This is a genomic window from Tamlana carrageenivorans (assembly GCF_002893765.1).
In the GTDB taxonomy this organism is placed as follows: Bacteria; Bacteroidota; Bacteroidia; order Flavobacteriales; family Flavobacteriaceae; genus Pseudotamlana; species Pseudotamlana carrageenivorans.
Genome location: NZ_CP025938.1, coordinates 4,070,104 through 4,082,812 on the forward strand (window position 1 = coordinate 4,070,104; position 12,709 = coordinate 4,082,812).

The window sequence follows — 12,709 nt, forward strand, 5'->3', positions numbered from 1 at the left end:
TTAAGCCTGCTCTAAAACAGCCATTAATCTATGATTGAGATATAGTTTTTCTTTACCTACTTTTTCGGATGTTAAAAAGCCTGCAGCTTCTAAGTCCATTAAATAATTCCCTACTGTTTTAGGAGTTCCTAATTTTTCATCAATTAAAAATTGTCGTTTGGTGTATGGTAATCTAAATAGTATCTCTACGAGTTCTTTAGTATATGCGTTAGGTAATTTTTCTTTAATTTCAGATGTCATTTGCTCCATTAACTCGGTCACATCTTTTAAACGTTTTAAACCTTTTTTAGCGGTATATTCAACCATTTCTAGCATATATAATATCCACGATTCCCAATCATTATTTTCGGTAACTTCACGTAGTTTATTATAATAATCTGCTTTGTTTTTTATTATATACTCGCTTAAATAAATTGCAGGTGTGTCTAATAGTTTCTCTAGTTTTAAATAGAGTAATAACAAGATGCGTCCTGTTCTACCATTACCATCACTAAAAGGGTGTATGGCTTCAAATTGATAATGCATTAACGCCATTTTTATTAATGGGTCTATGGTATCATTTTCATTAATAAACGCTTCTAAATTGGCTAATTTCTCCCTTATAACCGTTTCTCCTGTTGGTGGTGTGTATATCGTTTCCCCTTTAGCATTTTTTAGAGCAGTACCAGGAGTTGTTCTTATTCCTGCCGTGTTTTTTTTAATGCTTCGTACAATATCTATACATAAATTTGTGCTAATAAAAGGGCGCTTTTCTATATCATGTAATCCATTCCAAAGCGCTTCTTTATAACTTAGCACTTCTTTTGTAGCCGGGTTATCAAACTTTTTATCGGCAACTAAAGATTTGTATAAATCATCGTTAGTGGTAATAATGTTTTCTATTTCGGAACTTGCTTTTGCCTCTTGTAAATGAATAGTGTCTAAAAATAATGTTGGGTTTGGCAAATTAGTGAGCATACCATTAAGCTGTGCTAATGCTCTACTGGCATCAATAGTTTTTCGTAAAACTTTTGTTGTTTCTAATGTTTGTTTTGGAGGCAATAGCGGTAAGCTATTATAAGGCGTATCTCTACTAAAATCTGTCATTTTGAACAAGGGTAATAATTACTCACGTTTTTTCAACGAGGGTAAATATAGTCAAAAATTACCTTTGTATAATGTACAAGTGTAAAAATTACTTCTATTTTAATTAATTCGAGAGTTCCTCATTTTAAAGCCTTTAATTTCTAATTATATAAACAAAATAATCAAACCAATAAAAAATTTATAATAACATCATTCCTTTTTAAAAATCCTACAAAGCATATAACCTATAACAATACAAGGTAAAGCCATATTAATTGTTCCAAAAATAATCTGAAGAGTTCTTTTGTCACTATATGCTGCACCATTTGTAATAATCAACCAGGCAAAAATAAGAAAACAATAAAAAATAAACTTAAGACAACCTTTCTTATGGGCATGGTGGACAATTGTTCGGGTACCAACCCTATATTGGCAGCATGAAATCTAATAACTATTATTTTGTGTTTTATATTGATGATGCTAATGTTTCATCATGGTATCCACCCATTGAAATATCAAGATTAAAGGAAGGAGTTGAGTAAAATACTTTAAAACGAAATAACGGATCAAGAGCAAAAGTTGGGGAGTAAAAATAATTTTATCTTTGGAAAAAATTAAATTCCGTGGAAATTTCTAAAGATTTATTATCCTTATTACTACCTGATTTTCTGGTAGCTCATTTTAGTTTTAAAAGTAGTTCTTCAACAGAAGATAAACTTCGGTTGTATTTCGAAGAGAAGAACATTGTCCCAAATAGTTTTAAAACACGTAAAGTAGAATCTAAAGGTTTTCATAAAGAAATAATTATCGAGGATTTTCCACTTAGAGGGAAACTAGTTTATCTGCATTTAAAGCGCCGCAGATGGCGTGATGTAGACACAAAAGAAACCCTGCAAAGAGACTGGAATAATGTAGCAAAAGGCACTCGTATGACCACCGAGTTTGCCGCTTTTTTAAAAGAAATTAATCGATAATAACAATACTAGCACGCAAACTATAGCTAATTTGTATGGTTTAGATGGTAAAAAGCTACAGCGCCAATATCGAGATTATTTAAGTGAATTTAAAGATTGGGAATACCTTGAGCAATCCACCAAATGGTTAGTCTACCCTCAAAATATTGGCAAACGATTATCTATAGATGAAATAGCACTTTCACAAGGAGAGTTATACACCGTAGTAACCAATAAAAAAGCCAAAGGTAGAGCAGGTTCTATTGTAGCTATTATTTCAGGAACTAAGTCTGAAGAGGTTATTAAATATCTTAAAAAGATACCTGAAGGCAAGCGGAGGTTGGTAGAAGAAATAACCTTAGATATGGCCGGTAGCATGAAACTAATTGCAAAGAAGAGCTTCCCAAGAGCCGTGCAAGTCATTGATCGCTTTCATGTACAACAACTAGCTTCTGATGCTGTACAAGACATTAGAGTAAAATACCGCTGGCAAGCTCTAGAACTAGAAAATGAGGCTATCAAGACAGCTAAAAATAATAACTACCAGTATCGAGCAGAAGTATTTAGTAACGGGGATACGCGCAAACAACTGCTAGCACGAAGTAGGTATCTTCTATTCAAAAGTCCTGACAAATGGACTAGTTCCCAAAAGGAAAGGGCAGGAATTTTATTCATGCAATACCCTATGATAAAGGAAGCTTATGACTTGTCAAACCAGCTAAGAGTAATTTATAATACTTGTACAGACAAAAATATAGCAATGACTAAATTGGCACTTTGGTACAATCAAATTGAAAATAGTGGCTTTAAAAGCTTTAGAGTTGTTATGAACACAATCTCCCTAAATTACAGGGGAATATTAAACTATTTTGACAACAGAATTACCAATGCGGCCGCTGAATCTTTTAATGCAAAGATCAAAGCCTTTAGACAACAACTTAGAGGTGTGAGAAATAAGGAATTCTTCCTCTTTAGATTAGCACAAATTTATGCCTAGTCCCCAACTTTTAGGACTGATCCATAACTTTATACATTTGTTCTCCAAACATCCAAAAACAAAAAAAGCAAGCTTTTTACAGCTTGCTTTTTGTTTTGTGGGGAGAGCAGGATTCGAACCTGCGAAGACGTAGTCAGCAGATTTACAGTCTGCCCTCGTTGGCCGCTTGAGTATCTCCCCAAAACCGAGCGCAAATATATAACGCATTATTGGTTTTGCAAAATAAAATATCAAAGTTTTTTTATAATTCGTAGCGCAATCTAAAGGTTACAAATCGCGGTTAAATGTAATACTCTGTGGCACTTACAGATAAATTACTTGAACTACTTGTATTTTGAGATTTGGTATCTAAAATATTTGTTGCTTTTAACTCATACTCCCACTTACTATCTTTATTATTTCGGAAAGATAGCGAAGCATCCCAGAATTCGAAGGTGTTTAAAGTACCAGACTCATTACTAAATCGGTTGTGGGCATAATTGGTTTTAAAGGTGAGTTTCTTAAGAATAAGCGCATCAAAATCTATTGAAGGTTCATTGGTATAAAATTTTGTACGGCTAGCGCCTTGATCATTATCCTTAATGGTAAAACGATATCCTAGTTCAAAATTTGGAGCTTCTCGAAAATTAGTACGCACTCTAGCGCGGTAGGTTTGAGCATAATTTTCGTTGGTTGAGGCCTGATTATTCACAAACTGATTAAACTTATTATAACTCAAGTTAGCATTTAAGGTCGACCTGAATTTACCAATGGTTTTATCGATGTTTCCACTTACGCTAGCAGTTTCATCGGCTAAGCCCGAATTAAAAGGCGAGCTTACACGTACCACACCACCAGGAACGAACTGCGAACTCGTTCTAATTCTATCTACCGTTTTACTATAATTAATACGCGCTCGTACATTGGTATAATTGAACATATTAAAACTGAAATAAGACAGATTCAAATTATGAGATAAGGCACTTTCTAACTCCGGATTTCCAGAAAATATCGAACTGTAACTGTTTAGTACCAAACCTCGAGCTAACTGATTAACATCGGTAAAATCGGTTTGCATGGCATAATTGAATGTGATTTGTTCGCTTTTTTTAAGTTGTAAAATCACATTAAAATCTGGTAATAAACGGAAGAAGTTATCAATGTATTCTTCATTAAACTGTTCGTTTTTAGAACTGTAAGCATGGGCAGAAAGCCCTGGAGTAAACGTAAACAATCCTGATTTTAATCGGTAATGCGCTCCTAAATATACATCACTAAATCTATAGCCAATATCATTAGTGGATAAACCATCATTTATGGTAGGCATAGCCTCCACTTGGGTGCCATCGTCTAAGGTTTGAAAAATATTGGAGTCAAAATCCTGCTTGCTATAGATGATTCCTAAAGTTATGTTCAAATCACTTTTCTGATTTAAAATATGCCAATAATCCAACCTAGCATCCAATTGATTGGATTTTACACGTTTTTCTTGAGATACGTTGTACGCCGATTGTAGATTGTTAAGCCCCAAAGCATCGGCTACATCATCATAATTTGCTTTATCTTCAATAAAGGCGTTGTAAAACGGATCTTCATCTTGAATTAAACTTTGCGCTTCAACAGCAAAAATATTTTTGTCGTTTAAAGTATAATAGTAGTTAAAATTCTGATTGATACTATACGGATCGGCACTTTCTAATTCGTTCACATCACCGTTCACAGAAGAGTAAAACAGCTGTTCTTGGGATTCTTTGGACACGCGTCCTAAAACATCATAATCCAACTGATTATTGGTATTTGGTTTATAAGTAGCACTTAGTTTTAGCATCCCCAAATCACTTCTTTGTACCGTATTGCTTTCGGTATATTCGTCTGGAATACCTAATTCGGGATCGGTATATTGAGTTTCTCGATGCTCTTCCATTAAGGTTTTATTATTTGAAAAAATAGCAAAACCACTTAAGTCTAAAGTCTCTTTTGGTGAATAACTGAAATTCGCCGCACCAAACTTGGTGTTTATTTCTTTCGCTCTATTATTTTGAGCGGTTAAAAAACCTAAACTGTTACTTCCTAAATTGATATTGGTACCACTGTTGCGACTTGGACTCCTAAACCCGCCTGTGAAATTAAAGTAATCTCGACGTGTAAAAGCTACTTCACCTATATTGTTTATGTCGCCAATCACATTAATGCTGTACTCTGGACTGTAATAGAACAATTTAGGCTGAGCGAGATATAAACCAGCATCGTCGGCAACTCCACTACCTCCAGTAACATTTCCAAACCAAAAATTCTTCTTGCCTTCTTTTAATTTGATATTGATGGCTATATTATCTTGATTGTTGGTGACCCCACTTAATTGTCCGATTTCAGCATAATTTTTTAAAACCTCCACTTTATCAATCGCATTAGCCGGAATGTTTTTAGTCGCTATTTTAGAATCGCCATCAAAAAAGTCTTTGCCTTCTACCATCACTTTTCCAACCGTCTTCCCTTCAACTTCTATCTCGCCGTCATCATTTACCTCAACACCGGGGAGTTTATTTAAAACGTCCTCCAATTTACGTTCGGTTCCCGAAGTAAAAGAATCGGCGTTATAAACTATGGTGTCGCCCTTCACAGTCACGGGCATTTCGTAAACCAACTCTACAGCCTCTAAGGCATTGTCATACTCCAGCGAGAAATTTTTAACCACATCATCAGTGGTGGTGATTATTTCAGTTTGATGGGTTTTCATACCTATATAACTTACTTGAATATTATATGCTGTATTTTTTTCAACAGATAAGCGGTAACGGCCTTCGGGTGTTGTAATCCCATAAGACTCTAATTTTTGTGTTTGTTTGTTAATAGCAATAACATTGGCTAGTTCTAAAGGCGCACCAACACTATCTTTTACCACGCCTTCCAATTTTATTTGTCCGTTTACAGCAAATGCCATTAAAAAGAGTGTTAAAAAGATGAGTTTTTTCATGAATAATGTTTTAGTTGAAGTTGTAATTATCGACGTCCGCCACGGCCACGACCTCTATACATATCGCGCATTTCTTCCATTTTCTCTTTTGAAATTTTATCAAATTCGGCTTGAGTCACTTCTTTACCCTTGGTTGGCGCTTTAATATCTTCTTTATCTGAAGGGTTTATCACAATTTTAGAACACAGCATGGTTGTGTTATCTGCACTAACTTCTAAAATTAAACCCGGTAGCCCCCAGTATACATCAGGTCCAAGATTTACTGGAATTTGCGGTGTGTACCAAGCGACAACTTTAATATCGTTTTGCCGTTCCGCTTCAGGACGAGTTTCTTTTTTTGATGATTCATCTGCTTTATCGCGTGGTGGTCGTCTAAAATCTCTGAAATCAAAACCTGTTTTTGGTTTTACGGCTTCAGCTCTAAAACAAGTGTATTGCCCTATAATTTTAGATTCTCCTGTTAATTTCCAATCCAAACTCTGTAGACTGTCCTTAATTAGAAATTGCTTTCCGAAAAGGTCTTTTTTCTGAATAAATGCTTTCGACTTTACATTTTTATATTGATCGCCACCAGACGTGTTCATCATACCAAATCGCATCCCTCTACCTCCAGTTGGAGCATCTAGACTTTCTTCCTCGACATATAAAGCTTCAGATTGGTTAAAGGTTAGAATGAATGTTTTTTCTAAAGCGCTTTTCATACGCTCTGCAATTTGTTTTTTACGTTCCTCCGTCATGTCTCTACCGCCAAAATTGCTCATATCTATGGAGGTTTTAGTTTCATAATAGGCTTTCCCTTGAAAATCTTTTTGAGCAAATAAGCTACTTGAAACGGTTAAAAAAAGTAAAATGACTTGGATTCTTAAATGTTTGAAAATCATATAAAATGTATTTATGCGTGCTATAATTATCTTGTTCAACTAATTGCGATTGTTAATCTATATTTTTTAATTTTTATTAGAGATTCTTCAGTCGTGCCTCCTTCAGAATGACAGAATCGTACGTTTCACAAAACACTGATTGTCATGCAGAACTTAGTGATGCATCTCTTTTTTATTAAGCAAAAAATTCTTCAGAAGCACCTCCATATGAATGACAACTCCTATCCAGTTAAATCCATTGGACTAAATAAACACACTAAGGTTTAATAGCGATATGTTAAAAATTGAAAATAAATGCATATGCTAAAAACCAACTAGGTGATTTTATACAAAAAACCAGTTGGAATTTTGTAATTTCCCAAAGTCTATGAAATACACCTGCTTAATATTATTTCTTTTTTCAGACCTCCTGTTTGGTCAAACAACTATAGAAACCGAGTTTGTTAAAAAATTTGAGCTTAAAGCTGATGCGTTTATTTCGATTGATAATTTCGGAACGACATACTATATCACCAATAATGTATTTTACAAAAAAGACAAGGATCAAACGACCAACTTTAGCGCTTTACAACTGGGTAGTTTATATGAAGCTAACGTTTTTAACCCTTTAAAAATTAACCTCTTTTACAAAAATTTCAATACCGTAATTATTCTTGATAATCGTTTGGCTGAAATTTTTAAAATTGATTTTAATCAAATGGCACCTTACAAAAACATTTCTCGTATTTCGACTGGATATGATAATACGATTTGGATTTTCAATCAAGATCAACAAAAACTTGAACTTTTTGATTATAAAGCAAAAACCACAAGAGCGCAAACGGTTCCTGTTCAAAGTAGCGTTTTAGATTTAGAAAGCAATTATAATTATTGTTGGTTGCTTACTGAAAAATTCCTCTACGTCTATAATTATTTTGGTAGCTTGATTAAAAAAATTGAAAATCCAGGCTTTACTGCTATGGTAGAAAGCAATGAAAATATTATTCTTAAAAAAGATAATAATTTATTTTATTTGAAAAAAAACAGTGAAACCATAAATACTATCGAAACCGGAAATTTATTAATAAATGATTTTTTTGTAACCAACGAAACCTTGTATCTTTACAGCCTCGAAACCGTACATCAATTCAAATTAAAAATAAATTAAGACCATGCACATTGCTATTGCAGGAAACATTGGAGCAGGAAAAACGACACTTACCCAATTACTCGCTAAACATTATAAGTGGGAGCCGCAATTAGAAGATGTGGTGGACAACCCTTATCTGGATGATTTTTACAATCAGATGGAGCGTTGGAGTTTTAATTTACAAGTTTACTTTTTAAATAGTCGTTTCCGTCAAGTTTTACAAATTCGTCAGAGTGGAAAAGACATCATTCAGGATCGAACGATTTACGAAGATGCCCATATATTTGCGCCTAATTTACACGCTATGGGCTTAATGACTAATCGCGATTTTGAAAACTACCGCTCGCTTTTTGAATTGATGGAATCCTTAGTTCAGGGCCCTGATGTTTTAATTTATCTGCGAAGTTCTATTCCTAATTTAGTAGCACAAATACAAAAGCGTGGTCGTGATTACGAAAACACCATTAGCATCGATTACCTTAGCCGACTTAATGAGCGCTATGAAGCATGGATTCATGGATACAATAAAGGAAAGTTACTTATCATAGATGTTGACAAGCTGGATTTTGTTGATAATCCCGAAGATTTAGGATACGTTATCAATACCATTGACGCCGAGATTAACGGCTTATTTTAAATACCCTACCAAATACATAAAACAAGATCACCATGAAAATTCAGTTCAAATTGTTTTTTCATGGTGATCTTATTGATTTATCATGTTGAGCTTGCCGAAACTAACTTTTGACAATCAGTTCGTTAACTATAATTTCGACAAGCTCAATATAACAACACATATAGTGTTTAGAAAATCTATTCCAATTTTATAGCGTCAACTTTAGCTTGAACTTCAGCTTCTGTACCTTGGAATGTATCATAACTGGTAACGACCTCATCATTTGTGGTTGTAATTGTTGTCACTACGGCCTTTACAGTACCATCGCCGTTATCGGTCATTTCTACTTTTACCTCTTTAGAAACTGAAACAGGCCCTACCTGTTCGATGACATTTTCTTCGGAAGTATAAGCGTTTAAAGCATCGGCAGAAACAGCAATACTTGGCGCAATCACTAAGGCCACAACCGACATTAATTTTAATAAAATATTTAATGAAGGGCCCGACGTATCTTTAAAAGGATCGCCAACAGTATCACCTACCACAGACGCTTTATGAGCCTCGGAACCTTTTCTTCCTTCTTCCTCAATAGTTTTTTTAGCATTATCCCAGGCACCACCGGCATTCGATTGAAAAATAGCCATTAACACCCCACAGGTAGTAACCCCTGCTAATAATCCGCCTAACATTTCAGCGCCACCAATAAAACCAACAGCAACAGGTACCGCAATAGCTAATAAGCCAGGGAGAATCATTTCTCGAATAGAGGCTTTTGTTGAAATATCTACACATTTATCATACTCGGCATATCCGTGAGCTGCATCGAAAATCGCGCGATCTTCAACAGATGCCTTAGACATATCAGAATCGTATTTACGCATCACATTTAAAGCAGCCTTTAATTGCGGAATATCTCTAAATTGACGTCGTACTTCTTCTATCATCGCCATAGCAGCACGCCCCACAGCGTTCATGGATAAAGCAGAAAATACAAAAGGCAACATCCCACCTACAAGTAAACCGGCCATAATATCTGGTTTTGACACATCAATAGCGCTTACATTTGCGGTTTTCATAAAAGCGGCAAATAAAGCGAGCGCTGTTAAAGCTGCTGAGGCAATGGCAAACCCTTTTCCTATAGCTGCGGTTGTGTTTCCTACCGCATCTAGTTTGTCGGTACGCTCACGAACCTCATGAGGTAATTCTGCCATTTCTGCAATACCTCCCGCATTATCTGAAATTGGTCCATAGGCATCTACAGCTAATTGAATTCCTGTGTTAGCCAACATACCAACCGCAGCAATGGCGATTCCGTAAAGACCTGCAAAATGATGAGAGACTAGTATAGCCGCAGCAATAAGAATGATTGGAATGGCTGTTGACATCATGCCAATACCTAAACCAGCTATAATGTTGGTAGCTGCGCCTGTTTCCGATTGTTTTACTATGGATAAAACAGGCTTCTTTCCTGTTCCTGTGTAATATTCTGTGACTTTACCAACGGCTAAACCTGCTACCAAACCAGCGATTGTAGCCCAAAACACCCCCAGAGCACCAAAGCTTAAACCTTCCACAGAATCTGGAATTAAGGCGTTAATTATAAAATATGACGCTATCACCATAAGTCCAGCCGAACCAAACTCACCTATATTTAAGGCTGATTGCGGATTACCGCCGTCTTTAACACGCACGAAAAAAGTTCCAATTATAGACATAACAATTCCAACTGCCGCTAATACCAAAGGCAGGTAAACCGCACCTAAGCCATTAAAGTCTGGGGTTATAATAAAAGCTCCTAAAACCATGGTTCCTATAATGGACCCCACGTAAGACTCGAATAAATCGGCTCCCATTCCAGCAACATCACCTACATTATCCCCTACATTATCGGCAATAGTGGCAGGATTTAATGGATGATCCTCAGGAATACCGGCTTCTACTTTCCCTACTAAATCGGCACCAACATCGGCAGCTTTAGTGTAAATACCTCCACCAACACGTGCAAAAAGCGCAATAGAAGACGCCCCTAGAGAAAACCCCGAAAGCACATTAAGCACTTCGCTAATACCCCAGCCCATTTCACTGTAAATCATAAATAGCCCACTTAGACCAAGAACACCAAGTCCTACAACGCCTAAGCCCATAACGGCGCCTCCTGCAAAAGCCACTTCTAAAGCTTTTCCTAATGAAGTTCTAGCTGCATTGGTGGTACGTACGTTAGCCTTGGTAGCGACTTTCATACCTATAAAACCAGCCAGTCCAGAACAAATAGCCCCTACAATAAACGAAACAGCCACCATACCATTGGATCCTATTTCAGCATTGCCTTTAAAATAAAGTAGGATAGCTACAGCTATAACAAAAACCGACAATATTTTATATTCCGCTTTAAGAAAAGACATGGCGCCATCGGCAATATTCTTGGCTATACTTCTCATTTCATCGTTGCCTTGATCCTGTTTTGTGACCCAAGCACTTTTAATAAATACAAACGCTAAGGCCAATACACCAAAAAGCGGTAAAAATTTTACAATTAGTTCCATAATAGTTAGTCATTTAAAAATTAGTTATTAATTTATCTTGTTAAAAATAGAAAATTATAAGTGATAAAAAAAAACAAGGACAAACTAAAGATTTCACAACAAAACCCCTGTTTAAATATCTTTTTTATAAAACAATGACATTAGTCAGCCTTACAGGTCTATGATTGGAATAAACACGTCAAGAGTTCAATTATTATTTATTCTGAATTATTGTTGTCCGATAAAAAACAGAATTAGCTAAAAAAGCTTTGGTGTTGGCCTTTTTTATTGATCGCACTCTTTATTTTGAAAACAGAACCTCCTTATGGGTCAAAAAGGCTTAATTGCCCAATGTTTTTGGTTGTAATCTCTTCCCAATTAGCTTCTGGGTTTTTCAGGAATTTGAACAAATCGATATATGTCATCAAATGGTATCGGGTGACGGACATCATATTGGAATAAGCCCAGTTTCTTTGGGCTTTTCTTTGGATCACAAGCATAATGAGCTGGATTATCAAACTGACCCAGATTTGTATTTCGATGGCATTTTGATTGTCTCCCAAAAAATACTTTAGCGGAAAGTTCTGTTTAAGCCGCTTAAACATCGTCTCAATCTGCCACCTATTTTTATAGATGTCGGCTATTTTGTCTGCATCAAGATCATAATTATTAGTGATGAACTCATAAACTTTTTGGTGCTTTTCGTGCCAAAAAGCGATTCTCCTCAGGGAAAAAGCATTGCCGTTTTTGTCCGTAAGCCCTATTTTTTCGTCCTTTAAGACAGCATCGTCCACTTTATTGGAGATATCAAACTCTTCAAGGCTTGTATAGCGAGCATTGTCCTTTTGCCGAGTCACAAAGTAAACATCTTCCAGTGTCCATTTTTGGTATTGCTCATAATCCACATACCCTTTGTCAAAAACCACATAAGAGCCCTTCTTGAGTTCCAGGTCTTTTAAAAAGGTGTGGTCGTGCGTGGCCGCGCTTGAAAACTTAATCAGACAAGAAACGTCTTCCATGGCGTTTATCATAGTATGCATCTTGATACCTCCTTTCTTTTTGCCGTTGAGCGGGTTCCTTCCTACACCTTTAAGAATGTCACTAAATAGGGGGATGGTCGAGGAATCAACGATTTTAAGGTTCTTCACTGCAGGTTCTAAGGGTCTGCTGTCCGATAAAAAGCGATGGTAACGTTTGTAGAGTAAATGATAAATATCGGCAAATACTTCAGAGCTTCTTCTCCTGTTAGCATCTGACAAGGTACTGCGTTTTGGAAAGTCCGTGAGTCCTAGATGGTTGATCTTTCCCTCGCAGGCAAGCATAATACTGGAAACCTCACGAAGTGAGCTACAGCCACTGATCACGGTAAATACCATAGTGGCCAAATGCTCATAGGTGGTAAACTTTTTGGTATAGCGATCGCTGTTGTGCTTTTTGGCTGTCCGATGAACATCTTTGGGTAAAATGAAATTTAATACCTGTTTGATTATGGGTTGTCCGCTAAAGTTTTTACTTTTATTCATATCTTGGATGTGTGATAACTTCAAGATACAAAATAAGCGGGAAATCCTATCTTGGAAATCCCGCTTTTTA

General features: G+C 36.0%; 9 protein-coding genes and 1 tRNA gene. 4 read left to right on the top strand and 6 right to left on the bottom strand.

Annotated features, from left to right (window positions below; all coding sequences use genetic code 11):
- Positions 1–1,086: a Fic family protein gene (locus tag C1A40_RS17835; RefSeq protein WP_102997058.1), complete on the bottom strand. Its 1,086-nt coding sequence runs from the start codon at positions 1,084–1,086 to the stop codon at positions 1–3.
- A 602-nt stretch (positions 1,087–1,688) separates the two neighbouring features.
- On the opposite strand from C1A40_RS17835, the gene C1A40_RS17840 reads away from it, so the two are divergent.
- The gene (locus C1A40_RS17840; protein ID WP_102995318.1) at positions 1,689–2,039 is read left to right on the top strand and encodes an ISAon1 family transposase N-terminal region protein; all 351 of its coding nucleotides are present in this window, start codon (positions 1,689–1,691) and stop codon (positions 2,037–2,039) included.
- 31 nt (positions 2,040–2,070) lie between these two features.
- Positions 2,071–3,015 (top strand): ISAon1 family transposase, encoded by a 945-nt coding sequence (locus C1A40_RS17845; protein WP_479685329.1) that lies wholly within the window; start codon positions 2,071–2,073, stop codon positions 3,013–3,015.
- Between the two features lie 98 nt (positions 3,016–3,113).
- On the opposite strand, the gene C1A40_RS17850 is transcribed toward C1A40_RS17845, so the two are convergent.
- From C1A40_RS17850 to C1A40_RS17860, 3 genes are all read right to left on the bottom strand, one after another.
- Positions 3,114–3,195: transfer RNA gene (locus tag C1A40_RS17850), tRNA-Tyr, on the bottom strand.
- Positions 3,196–3,295: 100 nt separating this feature from the next.
- Positions 3,296–5,968: a TonB-dependent receptor gene (locus tag C1A40_RS17855; RefSeq protein ID WP_102997059.1), complete on the bottom strand. Its 2,673-nt coding sequence runs from the start codon at positions 5,966–5,968 to the stop codon at positions 3,296–3,298.
- 26 nt (positions 5,969–5,994) lie between these two features.
- Entirely contained in the window at positions 5,995–6,849 is an 855-nt protein-coding gene (locus C1A40_RS17860) for a GLPGLI family protein (RefSeq protein WP_102997060.1), read from the bottom strand.
- Between the two features lie 367 nt (positions 6,850–7,216).
- Here C1A40_RS17860 and C1A40_RS17865 point away from each other — a divergent pair, with 367 nt between their 5' ends.
- Both C1A40_RS17865 and C1A40_RS17870 read left to right on the top strand, forming a co-directional pair.
- Positions 7,217–7,996: a hypothetical protein gene (locus C1A40_RS17865; protein WP_102997061.1), complete on the top strand. Its 780-nt coding sequence runs from the start codon at positions 7,217–7,219 to the stop codon at positions 7,994–7,996.
- A gap of 4 nt (positions 7,997–8,000) precedes the next feature.
- Positions 8,001–8,615 (top strand): deoxynucleoside kinase, encoded by a 615-nt coding sequence (locus tag C1A40_RS17870; RefSeq protein WP_067146144.1) that lies wholly within the window; start codon positions 8,001–8,003, stop codon positions 8,613–8,615.
- 176 nt (positions 8,616–8,791) lie between these two features.
- On the opposite strand, the gene C1A40_RS17875 is transcribed toward C1A40_RS17870, so the two are convergent.
- Positions 8,792–11,137 carry a sodium-translocating pyrophosphatase gene (locus tag C1A40_RS17875; protein WP_102997062.1) on the bottom strand — a complete coding sequence of 782 codons (2,346 nt, stop codon included), beginning with the start codon at positions 11,135–11,137 and terminating at the stop codon, positions 8,792–8,794.
- Positions 11,138–11,439: 302 nt separating this feature from the next.
- Positions 11,440–12,639: an IS4 family transposase gene (locus tag C1A40_RS17880; RefSeq protein ID WP_102997063.1), complete on the bottom strand. Its 1,200-nt coding sequence runs from the start codon at positions 12,637–12,639 to the stop codon at positions 11,440–11,442.
- Positions 12,640–12,709: the final 70 nt, after the last annotated feature.